At 34.3% G+C, this 25,451-nt stretch carries 18 protein-coding genes and 2 pseudogenes; 3 read left to right on the top strand and 17 right to left on the bottom strand.

Annotation, left to right across the window (positions count from 1 at the left end; all coding sequences use genetic code 11):
- Nucleotides 1-15: 15 nt before the first annotated feature.
- From secA2 to QMO72_RS00940, 16 genes and pseudogenes are all read right to left on the bottom strand, one after another.
- On the bottom strand, nucleotides 16-2,409 hold the full coding sequence (secA2, locus tag QMO72_RS01015) for an accessory Sec system translocase SecA2 (RefSeq protein ID WP_103266221.1): 2,394 nt from the start codon (nucleotides 2,407-2,409) through the stop codon (nucleotides 16-18).
- On the bottom strand, nucleotides 2,399-3,358 hold the full coding sequence (gene asp3 / locus QMO72_RS01010; protein ID WP_286093221.1) for an accessory Sec system protein Asp3: 960 nt from the start codon (nucleotides 3,356-3,358) through the stop codon (nucleotides 2,399-2,401). Before asp3 ends, secA2 begins: the two co-directional genes overlap by 11 nt.
- Nucleotides 3,345-4,904: an accessory Sec system protein Asp2 gene (gene asp2, locus QMO72_RS01005; protein ID WP_103266223.1), complete on the bottom strand. Its 1,560-nt coding sequence runs from the start codon at nucleotides 4,902-4,904 to the stop codon at nucleotides 3,345-3,347. The genes asp3 and asp2 overlap by 14 nt, the downstream gene beginning before the upstream one ends.
- Nucleotides 4,888-6,453 (bottom strand): accessory Sec system protein Asp1, encoded by a 1,566-nt coding sequence (asp1, locus tag QMO72_RS01000; RefSeq protein WP_103266224.1) that lies wholly within the window; start codon nucleotides 6,451-6,453, stop codon nucleotides 4,888-4,890. Before asp1 ends, asp2 begins: the two co-directional genes overlap by 17 nt.
- A gap of 10 nt (nucleotides 6,454-6,463) precedes the next feature.
- The gene (secY2, locus tag QMO72_RS00995; RefSeq protein WP_103266225.1) at nucleotides 6,464-7,675 is read right to left on the bottom strand and encodes an accessory Sec system protein translocase subunit SecY2; all 1,212 of its coding nucleotides are present in this window, start codon (nucleotides 7,673-7,675) and stop codon (nucleotides 6,464-6,466) included.
- Nucleotides 7,676-7,834: 159 nt separating this feature from the next.
- The gene (locus tag QMO72_RS00990; RefSeq protein ID WP_286093220.1) at nucleotides 7,835-8,107 is read right to left on the bottom strand and encodes an LPXTG cell wall anchor domain-containing protein; all 273 of its coding nucleotides are present in this window, start codon (nucleotides 8,105-8,107) and stop codon (nucleotides 7,835-7,837) included.
- A 24-nt stretch (nucleotides 8,108-8,131) separates the two neighbouring features.
- Nucleotides 8,132-11,551, bottom strand: a pseudogene (locus QMO72_RS14135) (lectin-like domain-containing protein); the annotation flags it as partial.
- A gap of 1,670 nt (nucleotides 11,552-13,221) precedes the next feature.
- A complete protein-coding gene (locus QMO72_RS00980; protein ID WP_286093280.1) occupies nucleotides 13,222-13,533 on the bottom strand; it encodes a hypothetical protein in 312 nt (103 codons plus the stop codon).
- A gap of 346 nt (nucleotides 13,534-13,879) precedes the next feature.
- Nucleotides 13,880-13,969: pseudogene (locus tag QMO72_RS00975) on the bottom strand (KxYKxGKxW signal peptide domain-containing protein); the annotation flags it as partial.
- Nucleotides 13,970-14,315: 346 nt separating this feature from the next.
- Nucleotides 14,316-15,077 carry a transporter substrate-binding domain-containing protein gene (locus QMO72_RS00970; protein ID WP_103267415.1) on the bottom strand — a complete coding sequence of 254 codons (762 nt, stop codon included), beginning with the start codon at nucleotides 15,075-15,077 and terminating at the stop codon, nucleotides 14,316-14,318.
- A gap of 4 nt (nucleotides 15,078-15,081) precedes the next feature.
- Nucleotides 15,082-16,347, bottom strand: coding sequence for an MmgE/PrpD family protein (locus QMO72_RS00965; RefSeq protein ID WP_286093262.1), 1,266 nt, complete (start codon nucleotides 16,345-16,347; stop codon nucleotides 15,082-15,084).
- 59 nt (nucleotides 16,348-16,406) lie between these two features.
- Nucleotides 16,407-17,186 (bottom strand): amino acid ABC transporter ATP-binding protein, encoded by a 780-nt coding sequence (locus tag QMO72_RS00960; RefSeq protein WP_103267413.1) that lies wholly within the window; start codon nucleotides 17,184-17,186, stop codon nucleotides 16,407-16,409.
- An 11-nt stretch (nucleotides 17,187-17,197) separates the two neighbouring features.
- Complete coding sequence (locus QMO72_RS00955; RefSeq protein ID WP_103267412.1) at nucleotides 17,198-17,869, bottom strand: amino acid ABC transporter permease; 672 nt, start codon at nucleotides 17,867-17,869, stop codon at nucleotides 17,198-17,200.
- Entirely contained in the window at nucleotides 17,859-18,422 is a 564-nt protein-coding gene (locus QMO72_RS00950; protein ID WP_103267411.1) for a GNAT family N-acetyltransferase, read from the bottom strand. The genes QMO72_RS00955 and QMO72_RS00950 overlap by 11 nt, the downstream gene beginning before the upstream one ends.
- 13 nt (nucleotides 18,423-18,435) lie before the next feature.
- The gene (locus tag QMO72_RS00945) at nucleotides 18,436-19,737 is read right to left on the bottom strand and encodes an LLM class flavin-dependent oxidoreductase (protein WP_103267410.1); all 1,302 of its coding nucleotides are present in this window, start codon (nucleotides 19,735-19,737) and stop codon (nucleotides 18,436-18,438) included.
- 240 nt (nucleotides 19,738-19,977) lie between these two features.
- Nucleotides 19,978-20,484: a LysE family translocator gene (locus QMO72_RS00940; protein ID WP_350050154.1), complete on the bottom strand. Its 507-nt coding sequence runs from the start codon at nucleotides 20,482-20,484 to the stop codon at nucleotides 19,978-19,980.
- On the opposite strand from QMO72_RS00940, the gene QMO72_RS00935 reads away from it, so the two are divergent.
- The 3 genes from QMO72_RS00935 (at nucleotide 20,387) to QMO72_RS00925 (ending at nucleotide 22,692) form a co-directional block, all read left to right on the top strand.
- Nucleotides 20,387-20,590 (top strand): hypothetical protein, encoded by a 204-nt coding sequence (locus QMO72_RS00935; protein ID WP_286093279.1) that lies wholly within the window; start codon nucleotides 20,387-20,389, stop codon nucleotides 20,588-20,590. The genes QMO72_RS00940 and QMO72_RS00935 overlap by 98 nt on opposite strands.
- Before the next feature lie 50 nt (nucleotides 20,591-20,640).
- Nucleotides 20,641-21,522, top strand: coding sequence for a LysR family transcriptional regulator (locus tag QMO72_RS00930; protein WP_103268123.1), 882 nt, complete (start codon nucleotides 20,641-20,643; stop codon nucleotides 21,520-21,522).
- Nucleotides 21,523-21,648: 126 nt separating this feature from the next.
- The gene (locus QMO72_RS00925) at nucleotides 21,649-22,692 is read left to right on the top strand and encodes a 2,3-butanediol dehydrogenase (protein ID WP_103268124.1); all 1,044 of its coding nucleotides are present in this window, start codon (nucleotides 21,649-21,651) and stop codon (nucleotides 22,690-22,692) included.
- Nucleotides 22,693-23,413: 721 nt separating this feature from the next.
- Here QMO72_RS00925 and ggt read toward each other — a convergent pair.
- Nucleotides 23,414-25,426: a gamma-glutamyltransferase gene (gene ggt, locus QMO72_RS00920; RefSeq protein ID WP_103268125.1), complete on the bottom strand. Its 2,013-nt coding sequence runs from the start codon at nucleotides 25,424-25,426 to the stop codon at nucleotides 23,414-23,416.
- Between the last annotated feature and the right edge of the window lie 25 nt (nucleotides 25,427-25,451).

Below are 25,451 nucleotides of genomic sequence, written 5' to 3'. Positions count from 1 at the left end.
AGTACACCTCAATAATTATGGGAAATGAATGACTAAATCACCATCTTCGTCATAAGTAATCATACTCTGACAGAGATTTCTAATTATATTTCCCTTGATTTTATAATTCATACTTTCAAAAGAATCTAGCGCGCTTTTGTGATATTCAAAAATCGCGTTGCGCTGCCCACTTTGTCTATTATTTACACTACCCTTTAATTGCTGTAAATTATCAACTTGATTAATCCAACCACTATCAATCGCTTTCAAAATAGATTTTTGTGCAAATCTAAGATAGAAATATCTGTTTTTTAAAGCTACTTCATTGTCCTTTAATTGCTTATTGAATTGACTCATTAAAAATTGGAGAATATTTTCTTTATTCGTTAAATCTATTTGACTCATATCTTCATCAAACTTAAAACTTATATTTTTATAGATATAATCTACAAGTACTGCCTTCGTTATCTTGTCATGCTGGTTAATAAAATCATGTTTGAATACATCTTTTGCCAATAACTGTAAATTAAACGCTTCAACACTTTTCATGTTTAATATTTTATCGCGCTCTTTATATACCAACGCCCTTTGGACACTAATACTCTTCTCATATTCATTCGCCATTTCTCTTAGTATGACACCCTGCTCTTCAGAAATACGTTGAGCTTTAGTAACTATTCTTTGAACTTTATGTTGAAATACACGACTATGCTCAAGTTTAGAATTATCCATCGCTCTCAGCTGCTTATTTTCGCTCATTTTTGAATGACTCCATCTTTTCACAAGATAGTCATCTAATGAAATATAAATTTGTGAAGACCCCGGGTCTCCTTGACGACCAGAACGTCCACGTAACTGCTTGTCTACCCGACTATTTTCCATATGTTCACTAATTAGCACTGCTAAACCACCAAGTTTGTATACTTCTTCAGATAATTTTATATCCGTACCACGTCCAGCCATACTTGTAGCAACTGTTACTGCGGATAATTGACCTGCCTCTGAAATCATTTGTGCCTCTTTCGCTACATTTTGTGCAATTAATAAATTATTTGGAATATCCATTTGAAATAATTTAGTAGAAAAAAATTCTGCAATTTCTGCTGTCCTTGTAATTAACAATACAGGCCGTTGCGTTTCATGTAATGCTTTCACTTCTCCTATTATTGCTTGATGCTTGTCTTCTGCATTCAAAAACACTTTATCTTCATAATCTATACGTTGAATTGGTTTATCCGTAGGTATTTGAATAACCACTTTTGAATATAAATCAAAAAACTCTGATTCACCTAATTTGCCTGTAGCAGTCATACCAGAAAAATTATTAAACTGCTTAAATAAATTTTGAAACGTTATGGTAGCCATTACACTCATATCTTTTGAAATTTCTACATTTTCTTTTGCCTCAATTGCTTGATGGAGTCCTGATTGAAGCTTTGTCCCCGGCAACATACGACCAGTAATGCGATCAATTAACACTATCTCGCCATTATGAATAAAATAATCTAAATTAGTGTCGAATAAATATTTTGCTCGTAAAGCTAAATTAATATTACGTACTAAATCAAAATACCCTTCATTGTATATATTAACGACATCAAAATATTCATTAGCAGCTTCTATACCTTCTTCTGTGAGCCATATTTCTTTTTTAGATTTCTTCAATTCAAAATGCTGTCCTTCTTCCAAAATCTCGACGAAGTTTTTCACAACGTGAAATAAGTTAGATTGAACTCTCGGTGCGCCAGAAATAACTAAAGGTGTTTGTGCAGCATCCAAGATAATTGAATCTACTTCATCTATAATTGCAAAGTTCAATCGAGGTAAAAACTTTCCGTCAATATGATCTGCCAAATTATCAATTAAATAATCAAAACCCAGCCGACCATTCGTCGTATAAACAATATCATGGTTATAAATGCGCTTCTTTTCATCCTTTTTATACTCATAATCTGGAATATCTATAAAGCCCAACGATGCTGTTAATCCTAACCATTCGTAAAGTGGTTGCATCTCTAAGAAATCCCTTTTAGCTAAGTAATCATTCGTCGTTATTAGATATGCACCTTTGCCTGACAATGCATTTAAATAAAGTGGCATAGTAGCAGTTAACGTTTTTCCCTCACCCGTTTGCATTTCAGCAATATCACCTTCATGCAATGTAATGGCCCCCAATACTTGCACTTTTTTAGGATACATGCCGAGCACACGTTTACTTGCTTCTCTTGCAACAGCATAAGCTTCCGGTAATAACTGGTCTAGTGTCTTTTTATGTGTAGCTAATAATTGTTGGAATTCTTGTGTTTTATGCTGTAACTGTTCATTGGTAAATGACTGAAAAATCGCACTATAATCATTAATTTTACCGAGTATCTTTGTTAATCGCTTTAACCTGATATTATTAATTGTAGTGTTCATTTTATGTTTCATGTGAACCTCCGCAATTTAATCTGTCAATATCAATATATTCTAAAAAACGAGCGTTATTCATAACCGTGTCTATAGCTCCCAAATGTTCATTATTATTTGCTACATCATAGACATGCGTTTGGGCTCTCGGGTGAGACTGATAAGCTTTCATAACTGACTCTAGTTGTTGTGCTAACCTTTTATGATGATGTGATGTGATTAAAGCTTGCATGCCAGTTATTTTACTGAGCACTTTAACTATCTCATTTGATTGGGGTCCATACCCAATAAGGTGGACTTCAAAGTTTCCATATTGCATTTCTATTTTTTCCTTTAAATCATTTATATGTTTTTCCAATTTATCACTTTGCCAATCATCAACTAAAACCACGTTGTGAATATTTCTTATCGCATCTTCAGATAGCGCTACATTCATTAAATATGAAGGCTCAATAAATATCATATTTACACTACGGTAAGATAAGTCTTTATTTATTAACTTACTCATGTGCATGCACTTTTGCTTATATTCTAGTTCTGACTTTTCGATAATAGTTAATTGGTTAAATAAGAGTTGTTGCGAAGCTGCATTTATTAATTGAATTTTATATGAATAAGCTTCTTCAGGATAATGTATATCAACTTGTTTATTTTTTATAATTTTAGTATCTATGATTGTTCCATTTTTACTAAAAAATACAATTTTAAAATATATACCATTTTGTGGGACAACTTGATAATCAAAATGAAAATGATACGTATGTCCTTTTTTTAATATTGGTAACGTTGGTATTTCCTTATCTTTAGCGTAACTGGTAATCATTCCCCATTCTTGAATAATAACTCCAGATGGCATTAATGAATTTTCAAACAAAGTTTGTCCATTCTCAAAAGAAAGCTTTGTACCATACATAAATGTTGACGTATCTGCTTGCTTCCATTGCACCTTAAAATAATTACTTGCTTCCATATTTAACTCTCCCAAATTTAGTTTCCAGTATAATATGATAAAAGTTAACAAACCAGTTTGTAATTGTTGGTGAATCATCATTATGTCTACCTGGCACAGCTCTACTCATCACTCTCGCTTGCTGTTTACTTAATAAGGGCATCAATTCTTTAAAGGCATGCGTATCATAATCATCATGCTCCATATAGGCAATCGCAAACGTAGTGTCTTTCATATTACTATTTACGATAACTTTCCAAAATTTTTCATTTAAGTGCTTAACATCTTTTCCTGACATACTATGTTCATGTGCCATCAAAACATCTAATGCAGTACCAAAATCTTCAGGTCTTAATAACCTCATATTTTCTGCAATGGTTCCAATATTCACCAATGGCTTTCCTATAATGATGCCACTTGGGTTAAGTTGGGCGCCATAGTACAATGCACCAAATGAACCCATAGATAATCCTGATAAAATAAGTTCATCCTCAGAAAATCCTAAAAAACGTAATTTTTCAAATATCACTTCTTTAATCGCTTGCTCATATGACTCAGAACCTAAGTAAAATGCACCACCTTCAATTCTCGGATCACTAATAAGTAAAAATGGTGCATTCAAATTATTCATCATGAAGTATCCTTCAAATCCTTCTAGAGATCGGTACCCACTAAAATATACGTTCAATGGGGGTTGCATATCTCCTGGATTAAAATAATAAAAAAATTCTTCTCTATTTTCATCTACATACCTTTCTCCACCAAAAATAAACTGCCCCATATCTAAGCGCGACCATCTCTTGTGAATCGCACCAATATATATTTTTCCTTTTCCTCTTGCTCTCATACTCACACTGGCATATACGCTATACGGTCTACTAGTGATTTCGAGTGGTTTACTTAAATCTTCCTGGGTTAGTACAATCTCTTCATCAATAGTATCTATAGTGCCTTCTTTAATAAGCCTAAAGGTATATTCTATTTCGACGTTCCCTTCAGTTTTAAATTCTGGCCAAACCTGTGTTACTTTATTTTTGTCACATACCACATTATTTTTCCAAGAGGCTATGGGTGTATATGCATTTCCAAAATCTCCATTTAAAACAATATACTTATTTCCATTATTCTTAATTTCTCCATTGAATTTCTTATTAACCACAATATGTTTAGGATACAATTTATCACCATATTGCCCAGAAAATGTCACAGCTTTTAGTTTGTCATGAAGTGCTTCTTGTGTCTTATAATTTAATGGTCGAATCATTTTATTTTTCACTATTTTATCTACTTCAAAGTTTTTTCCCCAAAAAAGCGCATCAACATAAGTGTTATAAGGACTACTTATCAACTGAAAAATTTCAACTAAACCTTTTGAATAAGGCACTTGAACGAATACCAAATCAAATTTCCCCTTATCTTGAATTAGGCTTTGAATAGCCTCTATATAGTCACTTTCAAAATCAAATAACGCTATATCAAAGTAATCCCAATCTATGTTCTCTTTGTGTTCAAATAGCCATCCTAAATCTTCTCCACCTATTTGTAATGCTTTAAATTTTCGCTTCATTTTGTTCACCTTCAAACCATCGATTTAAACGTTGAATAATATTCATAGAAGCGTATGTCTCAACTAATTTAATAGAATATGCAAATGAGTAATTCCAATTTTTCAAATGATTTATATAGTAATCTAAAGCTGCGACTACTTCATTTAAGTTATCTATGACAATGCCATTGATTTTATCTTTGACATAATCTGTCTCACACATATTAATTTGTGGTATCCCAGCACTCATACTACTAATTTGTAGAAATAAATCTGGCTCCTCATTTAAATCTATCACGACTCTTAACGTCGATATCGCTTCTATGAGTTCACTCTCAAATGGAACGTGTTTGAGTTTAATTATTTCTACACGTTCACCCTCATCATCTAGTAGCACTTGAATACCATCTGCATCTTCAGATATTTTGTTATATCTGTCATTCACATTATTTATTTCATCTATTAACCATGATGGTATTTTGGGTTCTTCGACTTCTGTTAGTAACACTAATCTCAGATTTTCATTCTGTTCAACATATTTACAAATTTTTGAAAATGCATTTTGCAATGTTACTTCATCCAAGCCATCTATCCAAAAACCAACAAATGTTTCATAAAACTGACTGCTTTTATTGGGTAACACTTGTGCATCAAATGGCGTTATTCTCATAATGTGCGTATCTAATTGCTGTGTATCTTTATAAATTTTTAATGATGCTTCATTCTCTAACATATCTACTAACCAATATTTGCCTCGTTCAATACTTTCAAGTTTTGAAGGTGTTAAAGGACAATTTCTATTCTTAAAAATCGAAAAACATATTGGAGTATCTTCCAAGATATGAGATAAAAACATATTATGTCTTTCATCCGCAGCAATAATAACGTTGTCTTGTTCATTTATCATTGCTTTAACATATTTTTGCATTTGTTCTTGGAGCAATAATTCCATACTATCGTATTTTTGTTGATTAAATCGGTGATAATACTTTTTACTCACCTTTACTGTCCCTTGCTTCAAATCCACTGTAAAGATACTATCACCATCTATTGTCATATACTGCTGACTATATGGTTGACCAGACTTATCAAAATTAAGAACAGACGATAAAAACCCTCGGTCATCAAATATATAGCGGTGTTGTCTAACTTTATCCTTATAAGACTCAATCCAAATCATATACCCATATTGGTTAAAATAAATATTAGAATACGTGGTTGAACTTGTCACACAACGAATCAAGTACGGTGTATAGATGAATTCAGTTTCTTCAGGCCATTGTAATTCACGATAATCAATAGGATGTGGGGTACGATGATGAAAACCTTGAATTTCATCAAATAGGGACCAATACTTTGCCTCATATAGATTATGTCTGTGCAAAAATATTCTCAAATCTGGATAGTAATTTAAGACCAATACTTCAAAATCTACACCATTTTTCATATACATATTCATTAAACTAATCATATCGTCAAATTCTTTTACTAGCCTTTTACTATAATATGGTGTCGTTTTATCTTCCCACCAATTTCCGTTATTATACCAAGCAGGGATAAAATATTTCATAAAAATCTCCTTACCAATACTTATCCAATAATTGTTTATATTTATCAAAATATAAATATGTTCTAATCGTTTCAGTGATATTTATTCCTATATAGACTAATACAATTAATTGAATAGCAAAATAAATTTGTTGAGAAAGTTCCGGAACAAGTAGCGTGCTATATAATGGTATAGCAATAATCATTGTAATCATTATCGATCCAAACCAACATATTCTTCTAGCCATCTTATTCAGATATATTGATGTAGCTGCTCCAGGTTTAACACCGATAAAATAATTCCCATTTTTCAAAAACTCTTCTGTTTTATTTTTCGTATTCAACAAAAATCTAGATAAGAAATATCCAAGAAACATTTGAATTAATACGTATATTGTAATACCTATAGGATGACTGAAATTCAATAATAATGAATTATTCTGATGATTCGGTACAGCAAAATTTACAATCATATTCATCAAATGACTCAATAAGACAAATACTGAAATACTTATCATGATTGATATACTGCCTGCTGGATTAATTTTCCACGCTAAGTATTTCTTGATATCTTGATTAGAAAAGTTCATAATGTCTTGATAATTTGTGCGATATTCAATCAATTCTATAAAAAGTAAAACAAATAGCGTAACAGTGATAACACAAATAATTAGTACTATTACTAATATACTTGTGTGTATCTGTGACCAATTTTGTTGAGATAACGATTTAATAATGCTAACTAAAACTATTGGCATAGGTCCTGCAATACCGTAGCGTATGTTTTGATCGGCTAACCAAACTAATAACATTGTCCCGGTAACTAAGATTAAAAGTAAAATATAAATATTTTCAGAATCAATTTTTTCTTTGCTTACATATTGATTAATTAAGAAGCTCCCTTGTGCCAAACTTAATAAAATGGTTAATATTTTTTCCTTATAATGCTTTTCTGAACGTGTCTGTCTTGCTGCTTTATCTATATTTCTATAAGCAATTAAACTAAATATAATCATAGACGTTAACCATGGTCCTAAGCCAAGTGTAAATATATTTAATGAACTTATATCTCCGCCTGTATTTGACACCGCAATTTTATAGAAACTACTATCTTTTCTTTGTGTATCTATTTGATGTATAAGAGAGATATTACTGCCAAGAATGTAAATTATTAATATTAAACAAGTAAATAATATTCTTTTATACAATACTTTATATTCATTTTCCCTAAAGATACGTTTTATTATATTATTTCTCACAATATACCTCTTTTTAACAGTGTTATATCAAAGAGGCTAAAAACATGTATCATTTTAGCTTTGAAAATTAAATGGATAATTCTCTAAATGAAGGATGTCTTAGCCTCTTTGTTAGTTAATAAATATATTTAAATATTTTAAATCTTATACTTCGTCTTTATTATGTTTTTTGTCCTTTTTAGACTTTCTAATTAATCCTAATCCTGCAAGCATTGTGAGCGCTGCTGCTATTAAACCAGTCTCATTATTTAAATTTTTACCTGTATCTGGTAAATTGACTACTTTTTCTTCATTATTATTTATTGTTGCTGATTCTTTTTGTGAAGCTGTTACCAAAGTATTTAGAGACGTGGATTCACTTTCTAATCCGGACATCGCCGTGCTTAATGATGTTGAATCACTTGTTGGTCCTGACATGGACATACTTAATGACGTGGATTCACTCTCCGAATTTGACACCGAAGTACTCAATGATGCGGAATCGCTTTCTGAGTCAAATACTGATCTACTTAACGATGTTAAACTACTTTCTGAACCAGATACCGACATACTCAATGACGTGGAGTCACTTTCTGAATCACTCACTGATGTGCTTAACGATGTCGAACTACTTTCTGAGTCTGATACTGATGTGCTCAATGATGTTGAGTTACTTTCTGATCCAGATACTGACGTACTCAATGACGTTGATTCGCTTTCCGAATCTGATACAGATGTGCTCAATGATGTTGAGTTACTTTCTGACTCTGACACTGATGTACTTAACGATGTTGATCCACTTTCTGAGTCTGATAATGACGTACTCAATGATGTTGAGTCTCTCTCTGATTCAGATACTGACGTACTTAGTGATGCTGACTCACTCTCTGATTCTGACATCGACATACTTAACGATGTTGAGTTACTTTCTGATTCGCTCACTGACGTACTTAATGATGTGGAGTCACTTTCTGAATCTGATACAGATGTACTTAGTGATGTTGAATTACTTTCTGAGTCAGATACTGACGTACTTAGTGACGTGGAGTCACTTTCTGAATCTGACACTGACGTACTTAATGACGCGGACTCACTTTCTGAACTTGATACTGACGTACTCAATGATGTCGAGTCACTTTCTGATTCGCTCACTGACGTACTTAATGATGTGGAGTCACTTTCTGAATCTGACACAGATGCACTTAACGATGTTGATCCACTTTCTGACTCTGACATCGACGTACTTAGTGACGTGGAGTCGCTTTCCGAATCTGACACTGACGTACTCAATGACGTTGATCCACTTTCTGAACCTGATACCGATGTACTCAATGACGTTGAGTTACTTTCTGAATCTGACATCGATGTACTTAGCGATGCTGACTCACTCTCTGATTCTGACACCGATGTACTCAATGATGCCGAACCACTTTCTGAGTCTGACACTGACGTACTTAATGATGTTGATTCACTTTCCGAGTCTGATACAGATGTGCTTAATGACGTTGAGTTACTTTCTGAGTCTGATAATGATGTGCTCAATGATGTTGAGTTACTTTCTGACTCTGACACAGATGTGCTTAATGACGTTGAGTTGCTTGCTGACTCTGATTCAGATGCGCTTAATGACGTGGATTCACTTTCTGATTCAGATACCGATGTACTTAATGACGTTGATTCGCTTTCCGAATCTGACACTGACGTACTTAATGACGCAGAGTTACTTTCTGAGTCTGATACGGACGTACTCAATGATGTCGAATCACTTTCTGACTCTGACACAGATGTACTTAGTGATGTCGAATCACTTTCTGAACCTGATACTGATGTGCTCAATGATGTTGACTCGCTTTCTGAACCTGATACTGATGTGCTCAATGATGTTGACTCGCTTTCAGAATCTGACACTGATGTACTTAGTGATGTTGAGTCACTTTCTGAACCTGATACCGATGTACTTAACGATGTTGAGTCACTTTCTGATTCTGACACCGATGTACTCAGTGATGCCGATCCACTTGCTGACTCTGATACAGATGTGCTTAATGACGTTGAGTTACTTTCTGAGTCTGATAATGACGTACTCAATGATGTTGAGTCTCTCTCTGATTCAGATACTGATGTACTCAATGATGTGGACTCACTCTCTGATTCAGATACTGATGTACTCAATGATGTGGACTCACTCTCTGATTCAGATACTGATGTACTCAATGATGTGGACTCACTCTCTGATTCACTCACTGACGTACTCAATGACGCTGACTCACTTTCTGAACCTGATACTGATGTACTCAATGACGTTGATTCGCTTTCCGAATCTGATACAGATGTGCTCAATGATGTTGATCCACTTTCTGACTCTGACACTGACGTACTTAGTGATGTTGATCCACTTTCTGAGTCTGATAATGACATACTCAATGATGCTGAATTACTTTCTGATTCTGACACCGACGTGCTTAATGACGTTGATTCGCTTTCTGAATCTGACACAGATGTACTCAATGACTCGGATTCACTTTCAGAATCTGACACTGACGTACTTAACGATGTCGAATCACTTTCTGACTCTGACACAGATGTACTTAGTGATGTCGAATCACTTTCTGAACCTGATACCGATGTACTCAATGACGTTGAGTTACTTTCTGAACCTGATACAGATGTGCTTAATGATGTTGAGTCACTTTCCGAATCTGATACAGATGTGCTCAATGACGCTGAGTCGCTTCCTGATTCACTAACTGACGTACTTAGTGATGTCGAATCACTTTCTGACTCTGACACTGACGTACTCAATGACGCGGACTCACTTTCTGAACCTGATACTGACGTACTTAACGATGTTGATCCACTTTCTGACTCTGATACTGATGTGCTCAATGATGTTGACTCGCTTTCTGAATCTGACACTGATGTACTTAACGATGTTGATCCACTTTCTGACTCTGATAATGACGTACTCAATGATGTCGAATCACTTTCTGAACCTGATACTGATGTACTCAATGACGTTGATTCGCTTTCTGAATCTGACACAGATGTACTCAATGATGTCGAATCACTTTCTGATCCAGATACTGACGTACTTAACGATGTTGATCCACTTTCTGACTCTGATACTGATGTGCTCAATGATGTTGACTCGCTTTCTGAATCTGACACTGACGTACTCAATGATGTTGAGTTGCTTGCTGAGTCTGACACCGACGTGCTTAATGACGTTGAGTCGCTTTCCGAACCTGACGCGGACGTACTTAGTGATGTTGACTCGCTTTCTGATTCTGACATCGACATACTTAACGATGTTGAGTTACTTTCTGAGTCTGACACTGATGTACTTAGTGATGTTGATTCACTTTCTGAACCTGATACAGATGTACTCAATGACGTTGATTCACTTTCCGAATCTGATACAGATGTGCTCAATGACGTTGATTCACTTTCTAACTCTGACATCGATGTACTTAGTGACACGGAGTCTCTTTCCGAATCTGATACCGACGTACTTAATGACACGGAGTCGCTTTCTGAATCTGACACCGATGTACTCAATGATGTTGATTCACTTTCTGAACCTGATACTGACGTACTCAATGATGTTGATCCACTTTCTGAGTCTGACACCGATGTACTTAGTGACGTTGACTCGCTTTCCGAACCTGACGCGGACGTACTTAGTGACGTTGACTCGCTTTCCGAATACGACACTGACGTACTCAATGACGCTGACTCACTTTCTGAACCTGATAATGATGTACTCAATGATGTCGAATCACTTTCTGAACCTGATACTGATGTACTCAATGACGTTGATTCGCTTTCTGAATCTGACACAGATGTACTCAATGATGTCGAATCACTTTCCGAACCTGATACTGATGTACTTAATGATGCCGAACCACTTTCTGAGTCTGATACAGATGTGCTTAATGACACGGAGTCGCTTTCTGAATCTGACACCGATGTACTCAATCATGTTGATTCACTTTCTGAACCTGATACTGATGTGCTTAATGATGTTGAATTACTTTCCGAACCTGACACTGATGTACTTAGTGATGTTGACTCGCTTTCTGAACCTGATACTGACGTACTTAGTGACGTTGATCCACTTTCTGAACCTGATACTGATGTACTCAATGACGTGGATTCGCTTTCTGAATCACTCACTGACGTACTTAACGATGTTGATCCACTTTCTGAGTCTGACACCGACGTGCTTAATGACGTTGAATCGCTCTCTGATTCTGATACTGATGTACTCAATGAGGCTGAATTACTATCTGATTCTGATACTGATGTACTTAATGACACGGAGTCTCTTTCCGAATCTGATACCGATGTACTTAACGATGTTGATCCACTTTCTGACTCTGACACTGATGTGCTTAATGACGCTGAGTCGCTTTCTGATTCACTCACTGACGTACTCAATGATGTTGACTCACTTTCTGAGTCTGACACAGATGTACTTAGTGATGTTGACTCGCTTTCTGAACCTGATACGGACGTACTTAGTGATATTGATGCGCTCGCTGAGTTACTCAGTGATGTACTACTTGATGTTGATGCGCTTGCTGAGTTACTCAGTGATGTACTGCTTGATATTGATGCGCTCGCTGAGTTACTCAGTGACGTACTACTTGATGTTGATGCGCTTGCTGAGTTACTCAGTGACGTACTACTTGATGTTGATGCGCTTGCTGAGTTACTCAGTGACGTACTACTTGATGTTGATGCGCTTGCTGAGTTACTCAGTGACGTACTACTTGATGTTGATGCGCTTGCTGAGTTACTCAGTGACGTACTACTTGATGTTGATGCGCTTGCTGAGTTACTCAGTGACATACTGCTTGATGCTGACGTGCTCACTGAAGTAGATTTCACTGGATCAGTGCCCGATATAGTCCCATTAAAGTAATTGATTGAACTGGAAGTTCTTGATGTAAATGGTGTAAATGTCCAGCTATAATCATTGCCTGAACCTGTAATTGGCACTGTCCATGTTGTTACTAGACCTGCACCTTGTTTCGCATAATGGCCATTCATCGCATAGTCATTAGACCAAGAATAACCTGAACCAACTTTTGACACAGTTAAATTACCTGATGGAACCGCAGATATTTGTTTACCACTATAATCTGCAATATAATTGTATGCAGTAGTTGGTCTGCCATATCCACTACCTAACGTAAACATTGGCGAAGTGCTTGTTGTTGAATTTTTAATTGAATAACTTGAGCTTGCATTTCTTGGTAATTTTTCCACAGTTGTGGTATTGGGATTATCATAAGTGACCGTATACGTAAACATCTCATTTTTTCCGTCACTTGTAACAACTAATTTATAATAGATAGGCACGTTATAAACCCTATCAATCCCTGCACCTGTATATGTAGCTGATTGTGAAGTGGTTGCTGCTGCCCTCATTAAATTTGGCACTGCACGTCTTACTCTTATCGGCGCTTCACTTGTTGTATCACTTGAAGTAGAGAGCCTGATAGAGCTAGATTCTAAATCAACTTCTGAAATACTTTCGGTAGTACTTAGGTTATTGTTGATTTCACTACTAGAGTAGGTGCGTTCTTCAATAGACTTTTCACTTTTCCTACTGATATGTTCAGTTGTAGAAGCTGCCTCACTGTAACTTTTTTCTGATGTTGATGCTCCACTTTCACTATCCACTTTTTCTGATGTGGACTTCTCACTTTCGCTATCTGCTTTTTCTGATGTTGACGTCTCACTCTCGCTATTTGCTTTCTCTGATATTGACGTCTCACTTTCGCTATTTGCTTTCTCCGATGTTGACGTTTCACTTTCGCTATTTGCTTTCTCTGATGTTGACGTCTCACTCTCACTATTTGCTTTCTCTGATGTGGACTTCTCACTCTCGCTATTTGCTTTCTCCGATGTTGATTGTAATTCGCTTGATTCTGATTGATTTACTACTGTAGAATTTTGATTTCCTACTGTTTCACTATAAGAAGATAATTCTGATGTAATAGGTAATTCTGAATCGGCTAACGCTTGCTGATCATGTAACATGTTTACTGTAAATGCGCCACCTATAATCGCTGTGGTCTTTAATACATTGCGTTGAATCATGTCTCCTGTTACATGTTCAACCTCTATTTCTGATTTTTCACTCCCCTTAAATACCGGCATTCCCAAAATACCTAATAATTTAATTTCTTTGATTCCAGATTTGACCCAATTTTTTCCCGCTTTATATAATTTAACTCGGGCCTTTTCTTGATTTAAACTTTGTTTAAACTCTCTTTCTCTTTTTGACATACCCTTCCTCTTTTCTCATTTTCTTTCATGTGTAAGATACCCAAAATCACTCATTATATTACTTAAAACCCCTCATAGAGCATTTTACAACTTTCTCGAAATTCATTATGCAATATTACATTGTACATTACAAGTGATTTTTAAATTAAAGTTGAGTAATTCTTTTTCTATTCAACATCCTATTTATTTTATTTTATATATCTATAGATTTTATAGATATAATTTTCGATTCGCATTAACAAAAAAAGACGAAGAAACTGTTTTCAAAAAATTATGAAAACAGTTTCTTCGTCTTTTTAGGTGAATTTAATCATATCTTTCTTCTTAATCAAATTAATATGTCACATTATTTTTGGGTAGTATCTTCTCCAAAATATTTCTCTGACAATTTTTTTAATTCGCCATCATCTTTTAATGATTTGATACCTTTATCTATAGCTTTTTTCTTATCTGCATTATCTTTTTTGAATGGGAAACTGGTAGCTTCAACATTGATCGCTTTGCCTACGAATTTAATATCTTTCCCTTTTTTGTTTTTCTCTGCAGATAATACCGAACTTGAATTAATGTAGCCATCTATACGTTTATTATCTAAATCTAACATAGCACTTTCTCTATTTTCATAGGTCTTAGTTTTAATATCATACTGATTATCTTTATTAAACTGTTCTAAAGCCTCTGTATGATTCGATCCCATGACTCCGGCAACTTTTTTGCCTTTTAAATCTTGATATTCATTAATATCTTTATTTTTACTAGAAGTGACAATTTGACTTCCTATATATGAGTATGGATTTGAAAATTGATATTTATCTTTACGTTCATCAGTTACCGCCACTGCATTGGCTACTGAGTCTACACGCCCAGAGTCTAATTGCCCCATTACACCTGAAAAATCGGCTTTAACCCATTTAACTTTATAACCTGCTTTTTTAGCTGCTTTCTCAAAAACTTCAATGTCATAGCCCACTAATTTCCCATCTTTTTCATACGAATTAGGATAACTTTGGCCAGTAGTACCTACTACAATTGTGCCTTTTTCTTTACTAGAAGAACACCCAGCTAGCACAAGTAAACCTATTATTATTAAAATCCATAATTTTCTCATAACATTATCCTCCTGTTGCAATGTATGCAATAAATTGATTTGTATTTTTAATTTGATCTAAAGTCGCAATATTTTCAGCGTGTTTAGGCGCATACATTTTAAGCTTTTCTATAAGTACAGCTTGACTGAGTGGCTGATTAGGACTTCCTCTTGGTGCATCTACACGTTCACTATATATCTCTTGTGAGTGTGTAATAATTTCAACAATTGTAAAGCGTCCAATGGGTAAAGCATTGTCATCAGGGATAATCGTATCATTATAAATGCGTTGTATTTTAGACATTACATCTTGTATATCTTGATTTATCGTCAACTCCAAAAAATCATCTAACGTAAGCGTGCCACGCATTAATAATTTAGCAATTACAAATTCAACGCTAAATCTACCTTCCAATCCATTTTTGGGTTGTGAAAATTTTAAAGCTGCATCGCCATTAGTGGGAAATATCACGTTAATTTGAGCAATATCTTCAACCTTAAAATGATATTGCTCTTGAAGTGATATTGTAGCGTCAATGGCATGATAATTTGCTGAACAACAAGGATATAATTTGAACCATAACCCTGGTTGTTGAATTGCCCAGTTTTCAATCTTTTGCGTATAGATATGTGTTGGTATAGTATGCGGACTATGAAACATCTCATAAAATGTCGGTAACATGTTCTTATTACCTTCTATTGCATGTTGCTTACTGTAGATAATTGCCATATATGCTTTTTGTGCAGCCAAGCCTATATGTAATGGTTTTACATCAGTACCAAATTGAGCTCTCATTCCACTTGCTTCTGTTATAGCTATTCCTAAAGCATTAGAAAATGATGCTTTATCTAACGCTAAAAAGTATGAACACGCTGCAGTAGCACCTAATATACCTATCGTGGAAGATGTATGCCATCCCTCTTCATAATGCTGCTTTCCTATTGTACGACCGATACGTGCTGCCACTTCAATTCCAACAATATAGCTATCGATAAAGTGTTGAAAATCGTAATTGCCTTTCTGACAATGAGATAACAATGCAGGAAATATCACTGATGAAGCATGACCTCGTAAATCTGAATGTACATCATCATAATCATAATAATGTAGTATAAAGCCGTTTACTAACGCAGCATCACTCGCAGTTAATCCTTGGTCATAGCCAATCACCTGATGTGTACCGGGGCCATGTTCCTCAATTAAAACATCTATCAATTGCTGGATATGCTTATTTCCCGAAGATGCAAAAGCTGTTGCTAAAAAATCAATAATCGCATTCTTAGCTGCTATTTTTTCTTTGTCACCTATATTATCTACAGATTTAATAATATTTTCTATAAATTTAAAAGTTATGTTGTCGATAAACTTTCACCTTCTGCCGAGCTTGTGCGCGTTAAACTTGCTTTATTATTAATAAATGCACTTGTGCGTTCATGTTTAGGTGAGTGGAATATTTGTGTTGGGCTCCCACTTTCAACGATATAACCATCTTCCATAAATACAACATGATCAGCAATATCTTCAGCAAAGGACATTTCGTGGGTTACAATAATTAATGTTTTATGCAGGTTAGCAACATCTTTTATAATATTTAATACACCTGTGACTAATTCTGGGTCTAATGCTGAGGTGGGTTCATCAAATAGTAATATAGGTGTATCTAATGCTAATGCTCTTGCAATGCCTACTCGTTGTTGTTGTCCACCGGATAGTGTAGCAGGATATTTATCTTTGAATTGATAAAGACCTACTTTTTCTAGATAATTGTTTACTCGTTCTTCGATCATTGCTTTGTCTAACTTTTTATCTGATTTCAATCCTAAAGCAACATTTTGAAACACTGTTTTATTTTTAAACAAATTGTAATGTTGAAATACCATTGAGGTCTGCTTTATTAGTGCATTTTTTTTCTTTTTATTAATTTTATCTGCTTGTACATCAATACCATTTATTGTTATTGTCCCCGCATCTGGTTGTTCTAGCCAATTCAAACAACGAAGTAGGGTAGACTTCCCAGACCCTGAAGGACCGATAATAGCTAATACCTCGCCTTGATTCAACTCTAAATTTATATCTTTTAGTACTTCAGTCTGACCAAATGATTTTCTTAAATGCTCAATTTTAATCATGTAAATTTACCTCAATTTTTATATGGCTTATTCATTTTTTTCTCTAACAGATTTTGTAAATAACTAAAAATAATTGTTACAATCCAGTATATGATTGCGACTGCTAAAAATGTTTCTAAAAATTTATATGATGCCGAAGCTAATAATTTACTTTTAGCAAAAATTTCCGTCACACCTAGTGTAAACACAAGTGAGGTTTCTTTAATTAACCCTACAAAAATATTCCCTGTCGCTGGAATAGCATTTCTTGTCGCTTGTGGTAATATAATTGAAAAATATGTACGTATTTTACTAAGCCCTATGGAGTGTGCTGCTTCAAATTGCCCCTTGTCTACAGAAGAAATAGCTGCTCTGAATATTTCAGCCAAATACGCTGAATTTTTAACACTTAAACCTATAATTGCTGCTGTAATCGCATCAATAACTCTCATACCAGGTATCAATTGTGGCAAACCATAATAGATGAGGAATAGTTGTACCAAACTTGGTATAGAACGGAAAAATGAAATATATAATAACGCTAATTGCTTTAGAACGGGAATATTAGCTTTTAATATCAGTGCTAATACAAGACCGCCGATAACCGAAATAATCAGTGCAATGACTGCCAAATATAATGTTAATGGTAAAAAGGGTAATATTTTAGGGAAACTTTCCAGAAAATATATCGGATCAAATTCCATACTCAGCCTCCTCATAAGTTACATCAGTAAATTTTTGTCGTAGTGAGTCAGTCCCACAAAATAAATCTGAATTTAAGACCTTTATAAAATATTGTGTAATGTGTCCTTTTCCAAGATCTTTAGATCCAAATTTTTGATAACCTCTACGTTCATACATTTCAACTAGCCAAGGGTGGTTACTCGCAGTTCCTAAAGTTACTGCTGGAGAATGAAAATCTTGTTTGATAATTTCATTTTCAATAAAGTTAAGTACTTCACTACCAATCCCCTTACCTTTATATTGTGGATTAGTAGCAAACCACCATATATGTGGAAAGTAATATGGACCTGGGTTACTGCTCCATGGCATTCTTAAAGATATCGTACTAATTAAATTGTTATCAATTTCGTATACGTAACATAAATTTTGTTCCATATTATCCTTCACTTTGTCACGAGTAGGATAAGCCGATTCAAATTGAATCCCTAATTCACGGATAGGTGCATATGCCTCATACATCAATTCCACAATCGCTTCAACATCATCCGTCGTTGCTTTTCTTATCGATGTCATTTAAGAAGCCTCCTTAATCATTTTTGAGTCCAAATTTTTCTCTTAAAGTACCTTGTGTATATGTAGTCTGGACTAATCCTCTCGCTTGCAAAATAGGCACCACCTTTTCAACAAACAAATCAAATTGCGTAGGTAATAATGGGGGCATAATATTAAATCCGTCTGCTGCACCATCTTCAAACCAGTCTTGCATTTTATCTGCAACCATTTCTGGCGTACCTATAACAATGTGATGACCTCTTGAACCAGCTACTTGTTTCATAACTTGTTCTAATGTTAAATGGTGTTCGCGTGCATCTCTTAAAATTACTTCTAAACGGCTTTGAACACCGTTTCCATGATCAAATTCAATATCTTCAAATGGTGTAGACATCTCATATGCGCTTAAATCAATTTCACCTACATATGGTGCTAAAATTTTCAAACCTACCTCTGGTAAGATTAAATCTTGTAATGTTTGATAGTTCTCTTGTGCGTCTTGTTCAGTTTCTCCTAATACTGGAAATAGACCTGGCATTATCGCAACTTGTTGAGATAATCTATCATGTTGTATAACTTTATCTTGAAGTTTTTGATAAAAATGTTGTGCATCTGTCTTATTGCTTTGGGCTGTAAACACAACGTCTGCTACTTTTGATGCTAAATTTGTACCTGTAGGAGATGATCCCGCTTGAATTAATAACGGTCTAACTTGAGGTGAGCGTTCAATATTCAAAGGACCCTTTACTTTAAAGTGCTTACCTTCATGGTCAATCGTATGTAATTTTTCTCCGTCTATAAATTGTCCGTTATCTTTATTGCGTCTAAACGTGCCCTCATCCCATGATTTCCACAGCTTATTCGCTACCTGCACAAACTCATCTGCACGTTCATAGCGTAATTCATGTTCCATATGTCTTGTACCATTAAAATTTTCAGCTGTACTATTGATGGATGATGTCACAATATTCCACGCTGCACGACCATGACTAATATGATCTAAAGAACTAAATCTTCTTGCGAGATGAAAAGGTTGTTCATACGTTGTAGAAGCTGTACTTGCTAGACCAATATCAGTAGTTTCTCGAGCTAATACCGTTAATAAAGTCATTGGTTCAAAACGACTTAAAATATTAGGATGCGACGATGCTGATACAAATAAACTATCCGCTAAGAACAATAGGTCAAACTTTCCTTGCTCGGCTTTTTTAGCAATATTAACCAAATGTTCTAAATCCATAGGCCCTTTTTCACTAACTTCTTGATGTCTCCAACTTGCAACATGATGACCGTAACCTGCTAAAAATAATCCCAATTTCATATAATTTTTTCCCATAAATACACCCATTTCTCATTAATTCCGATTATTCTCATATGAATTAAAGATATCATCAGTTATATTATGTGTCAATATAATTTATAAGGGGAGTAAAATTTCTATTATCTGTTTAATTTCAAATATTTTAATTCAATAATTATAAATTTGTGAGGGTTCTAGGAAGCTATAAACTTCTTTATAATTCCAGAAAAAGAAAAATACTAGACAGAATTTTTTTCTTCCTAGTATCATTTAATGTTACAAGAAGATGCTTATTGCTGAATATAATAATAATAAAGACATCACTATTTTGAATTGGAAATCATACTTTTGGAGAAAGGATTTCAAATAATTTCCTGCTATACCCCAAAAAAACAAACATAACCACCCTATAAGCACTGTTAAAAACATATAAATGAAAATCATGAATTTCATATTAGCTATAGGTAATATAAAAACTCCCAACAGTGTTATGAAGAACAATAACGATTTCATATTTAATATTTGTAATAGAAATCCAGATTTGAAAGAGAAATAGACTTTTTCTTTCTCTTCCTTTCTAGTGGATGCATAGGTTTTATATGCTAAATATAATAAATATAAAAAGCCAAAATACTTAAGCAATGCTTCAATTTTTAATATGAACGAATCAAATACGAGCAAACAAATGATTGAAATCACTGCTAAAAATAAAAAACCTAATAAAATACCGCTTATAAATTTCATAGCACCCGCTATTCCATATGCTTTAGTTGAATTAAGAATAAATAAATTACTTGGTCCAGGTGTAATTGATGTTACAAAAACAAAGACTAAAAAACTTACCATATTTATCACCTCACATAAAATACTATGTCGTTATAACCAATAAGTAAAATTAATGTTATTATATTAATATAAATAATATTAATAGGTGATTTTATGAATATTAAACAATTAAACATTTTAAAAACTTTGTTATATACGAGGAGTTATACAGAAACTGCTAAAATATTAAACTATACACAGTCAAATATTTCTCAACAAATTCAGCAGTTAGAAATAGAATTAAAGCACGAATTATTTTCACATCAAAATAAACAACTGAAACCAACAGCATTTTTAAACCAAATTCTCCCTCTTGTGAATGACTATATTTCCACACATGAGCAAATATTAAATTTATCTCATCAGCAAATTAATAAAGGTAAATTGAGAATTGCAGCACCTGAATCACTTGTAACAACTGGCTTAAGCGATATAATTAAACGTTTTTTAGAAAAATATCCTGATATTGATATAGACTTATATAATAATACTTGTAGTAACAATCAAAGGTTAGTTATGGATGGGGAAGTGGATATTGCATTTGTCATTAATGAAAATATCCAAAACAAATATCTTAATAAATATAAATTATCAGAAGATGAAATTGTAATCGTTGCACATACGGATGCCCCAGACATGCTAAATACATTATTAAACCATCAAACCTATAATCATTTCGTAATTAATGAAAAAGATAGTACTTACCGAAAAATGTTTGAAACTTTTGTAACTAACAATGATTTTAAAATAGTTAAACATACTGAATTATGGAGTATCAATGCTATCAAGACATTTATTTTAGACAATATGGGATTCAGCGTCCTACCATTACGAACTGTTAAAGATGAAATAATTCAAAATAAATTAAAAATAATTCAAACAACGTCTCCTTTACCTCTATTTCATTCCTTTGCTTTAACTAAGAAGAAAGGATGGGACAATAAGATAGTCGATTTATTTTTAAATGAAACTGTAAGTTATTTTCATGACAAATAAAAACCATATATTCATTAAATTGAATTAACAAAACATCATATTTCCAAATTTTTTATTCAGAATATTTTGATATTCGTGGGAATAGTTGTACAATACATTTATAAATAATTAGGAGGTAGTATATATATGAAATCTGCAGTTTGGTATGGACAAAAAGATGTACGTGTCGAGGAACGTGAACCTAAACCGCTCCAAAATAACGAAGTAAAAGTGAAAGTCTCTTGGGCTGGTATTTGTGGTACAGATTTACATGAATATATAGAAGGTCCTATTTTTATTTCGACTGATAAACCGGATCCTTTTCTTGGTCAACAAGCCCCTGTCACGCTTGGTCATGAATTTGCTGGTGTAGTAGAAGCAGTAGGAAAAGATGTTACAAAATTTAGCAAAGGTGAAAGAGTTGTAGTAAACCCTACCGTTTCACATAGAAACAAAGAAGAAAGCGTTGATTTATATGATGGGTACTCTTTCATTGGTTTAGGATCTGATGGAGGATTTGCTGAATTTACAAATGCACCTGAAGAAAATGTATATAAATTACCTGACAATGTCTCTGATAAAGAAGGCGCGTTGGTTGAACCAACAGCTGTTGCAGTACAAGCAATCAAGGAAGGTGAAGTACTGTTCGGAGATACTGTCGCTATTTTTGGTGCAGGACCAATTGGTTTACTTACAGTAATTGCTGCTAAAGCAGCAGGTGCTAGCAAAATTTTTGTATTTGATTTATCACAAGAACGTTTAACAAAAGCCAAACAATTAGGTGCAACATTTGCAGTTAATTCTGGCGAAGAAGATGTGGAAGCATTTATTGCAGACCATACTGATAATGGTGTCGATGTAACTTTCGAAGTGGCCGGTGTCGCACCAACGCTTAAGTCCTCTATAGCTGTTACACGTCCTAGAGGTACAGTAGTTATTGTATCCATCTTTGGCCATGCTATTGAATGGCATCCAATGCAACTTACAAACTCTGGCGTGAAATTAACATCTACAATCGCATATACACCAACAACATTCCAACAAACAATTGATTTAATTAATGAAGGTAATTTGGCAGTCAAAGATGTCATTACTGATGAAATCGACCTAAGTAATATCGTAGAATCTGGTTTCGAAAAACTTATCAATGATAAATCTCAAGCCAAAATTCTAGTTAAAATACAAAACTAAATGATACAAATCACCATCCAATTACAATAAAAAAAAGTCCTCACTCCCGTATAGTGAGGGCTTTTATTTTAGATAGGATTAGGATTAGCATCGCCAATTTTCGCTCAATGATTCAAAGAAGATACATTTATATTACTGAAGTCAGCAATCATGGTGTGAACAAGATAACTTACTGTAAACTTCAGATTTAATTTCTATAACATACTTTAATTAGATTACAGCCCCAAAGCGGCTACTAAGTCAACAATTGGTTTCAATACGCCTGATAACATATGAATCGCTCCATTTCTATTATGAATATACTAGATTTATTTACCTTATGCACTGTACTTCCATATCTTATAACATTACAATCCTAATGCAGCTACTAAGTCAACAACTGGTTTTAATAAGCCCGATAACATGTATATCACTCCATCTATATATAAATATACTAACGCTTTCATATCTTATACACTATTACTCATGCCTTAAAAATTACAATCCTAATGCAGCTACTAAGTCAACAACTGGTTTTAATAAGCCTGATAACATATGTATCACTCCATTTCTAATAGGTATACATACATATTATCTGAATATTCTATCATTTAAAAATTTGTGTAAAAAAACATAACTTCAAAAGTCATGTTTCCTCACATAAAAGCCTATTCTATTCACTTTATTTCAGGTTTGAAATACTGTACCTATAACTATAAACGCCTATTTCATACCACTAATATTATCTTGTGATACTTTCTTTGTCATAGCGATAATATGCCGCTTCTTCTTCATCAACACGTTGCTCATAATCTTTAAATAGCGAAATATGATTACTTTGTATCTCTACTTGGTATCCGAGTGCTTCAGCAAACACAACAATATCAATATAGCTTTGGTTGTCGAATTCTTGACAAGCATGATTTTCTATATGAGAAATATCGTTTGAAAACACATCTATTGCTACATCTTGGCGCAACCAATAGCGTTGTTCTGAAATAAGTGTTTGGTCATGATAAAGTGGTAATGTTACACGATTTAACGTCACGTTATAAGCAGCTTCATCCTTAAATTTAATCACTGATGGTTTGTCTCGAACAATATGAACATCGCCTCCGATAATGACGCCTTCTCGTGTATCATCCGCGCCACCTGAGGCTGCATTTGTTTTTTCATCTATTTGTAAACCATGTACATCTCCAATATAGATTTCAGGTTTACGTTCAAATGCATGCCCTTTGGCAATCAGTTTTAAAATTGTACTTTGCGTAAATTGAGGTTCCCATTCAATACGCGATGGGTTACTACTATAAATTCTCGGTTCATCAATTGCTTGTTGGATGGTCATATCAAAGTCAATCACATTGATTAGTGTTTGAACAACACTTGCGATAATACTAATCGCTCCGGGCGCTCCAACTTCAAGTATGGGCTTCCCATTTTTAGTAACAATTGTCGGTGCCATGTTGCTCAATGAACGTTTCCGTGGCTCAATTTCATTTATGCCACCGGCCACAACATCAAAGCCATCAATCGTTGTGTTTAATAAGACGCCATAGCCCGGAATTGTCATACCTGAGCCATAGATCATACCTATAGAAGTTGTGAATGATGCCACATTGCCATATTGATCTGTTACTGAAAAATGCGTTGTTTCAGTATGTTTTTCATCAACATCAGTGTGTGCCATAGATGAAGGTATGCTAGTGCCATGCTCGATATCAAAATTCGCCCTGTTACCTTGTATTAAGTTGCTACGTTCTTTTAAATAACCTTCATCAATTAAAGCATCTACAGGGATATCATAAAAATCATCGTCTGCTAAATAATGTGCACGATCACTGTATGCAATATGCATTGCTTGAATTAAATGATGCAAATAATCAGTCGAGCGTGGACCCATTGATTGGATATCAAATCGCTCTAATAATTTTAAAATCTGAATTGTAGTGATACCACCAGAACTAGAAGGACCCATTGCATGAATATCATAACCTCTATAATTAGCTGAAATCGGTTGTTTAATACGTATATCATATGTTGCTAAATCTGTTTTGGTCATTGTTCCACCATTGTCGCGGACGGTATTCACGAGTTGATTAGCGATGTCACCTTTATAAAAAGCACTAAATCCCTCATCTCTTAAAATACGAAATGTTTTCGCAAGATCGGGCAGCGTTATCCAATCTCCTTCATGGAAATAGTCATCGTGTGCATTAGTATATACTTTACGTGTTTCAGCAAATTTGTGTATGCGCTCAATTTGATGCCAAGAATATTTTTCAGTAGCCCAGTTCGCTCGATGTCCTTTTTCGGCTTGTTCAATTGCTGGGTTAATTAAATCTTCCAATGATAAATGACTATACTTTGCATGAATGTATTCAAATAATTTAGGAATAGCTGGAACTGCTACTGTTTTACCGTGCGTACTTAATTCAAAAAATGTCTTATGTTGCCCTTTCTCATTGAGATAAAATTGACGGTCTATATCTGCTGGTGCTGTTTCTCGTGCATCAAAAGCTGTCATTTCTTTCGTTGCATTATCAAAATAGAGTAAGTATCCTCCGCCTCCGATTCCTGAAGTAAAAGGTTCAACTACATTCAAAGAAAGTTGTATAGCGATGACGGCATCCATTGCATTACCGCCTTGCTCTAATACTTTTTTACCCACTTCGGCTGCTAGAGGATGGGACACAGAGATAAGCCCTTCTGTAGATTGCGTCTCATTATGTACTTTGTGATTATTTGCTGACATCTAATGCCTCCTTAATCATAATGAA

Source organism: Staphylococcus casei (assembly GCF_030294405.1).
Classification (GTDB): domain Bacteria; phylum Bacillota; class Bacilli; order Staphylococcales; family Staphylococcaceae; genus Staphylococcus; species Staphylococcus succinus.
This window is presented reverse-complemented; position numbering and strand designations above follow the sequence as displayed.

What these genes read in the sequence shown, in the direction of transcription:
- QMO72_RS00990 (WP_286093220.1), bottom strand. Translation starts at nt 8,107, where the DNA reads ATGTCAGGACCAACAAGTGATTCAACATCATTAAGCACGGCGATGTCC.
- secA2 (WP_103266221.1), bottom strand. Translation starts at nt 2,409, where the DNA reads ATGAAACATAAAATGAACACTACAATTAATAATATCAGGTTAAAGCGA.
- asp2 (WP_103266223.1), bottom strand. Translation starts at nt 4,904, where the DNA reads ATGAAGCGAAAATTTAAAGCATTACAAATAGGTGGAGAAGATTTAGGA.
- QMO72_RS00925 (WP_103268124.1), top strand. Translation starts at nt 21,649, where the DNA reads ATGAAATCTGCAGTTTGGTATGGACAAAAAGATGTACGTGTCGAGGAA.
- QMO72_RS00945 (WP_103267410.1), bottom strand. Translation starts at nt 19,737, where the DNA reads ATGGGAAAAAATTATATGAAATTGGGATTATTTTTAGCAGGTTACGGT.
- QMO72_RS00930 (WP_103268123.1), top strand. Translation starts at nt 20,641, where the DNA reads ATGAATATTAAACAATTAAACATTTTAAAAACTTTGTTATATACGAGG.
- QMO72_RS00935 (WP_286093279.1), top strand. Translation starts at nt 20,387, where the DNA reads ATGATTGAAATCACTGCTAAAAATAAAAAACCTAATAAAATACCGCTT.
- QMO72_RS00970 (WP_103267415.1), bottom strand. Translation starts at nt 15,077, where the DNA reads ATGAGAAAATTATGGATTTTAATAATAATAGGTTTACTTGTGCTAGCT.
- asp1 (WP_103266224.1), bottom strand. Translation starts at nt 6,453, where the DNA reads ATGAAATATTTTATCCCTGCTTGGTATAATAACGGAAATTGGTGGGAA.
- ggt (WP_103268125.1), bottom strand. Translation starts at nt 25,426, where the DNA reads ATGTCAGCAAATAATCACAAAGTACATAATGAGACGCAATCTACAGAA.
- QMO72_RS00955 (WP_103267412.1), bottom strand. Translation starts at nt 17,869, where the DNA reads ATGGAATTTGATCCGATATATTTTCTGGAAAGTTTCCCTAAAATATTA.
- QMO72_RS00960 (WP_103267413.1), bottom strand. Translation starts at nt 17,186, where the DNA reads ATGATTAAAATTGAGCATTTAAGAAAATCATTTGGTCAGACTGAAGTA.
- asp3 (WP_286093221.1), bottom strand. Translation starts at nt 3,358, where the DNA reads ATGGAAGCAAGTAATTATTTTAAGGTGCAATGGAAGCAAGCAGATACG.
- QMO72_RS00950 (WP_103267411.1), bottom strand. Translation starts at nt 18,422, where the DNA reads ATGACATCGATAAGAAAAGCAACGACGGATGATGTTGAAGCGATTGTG.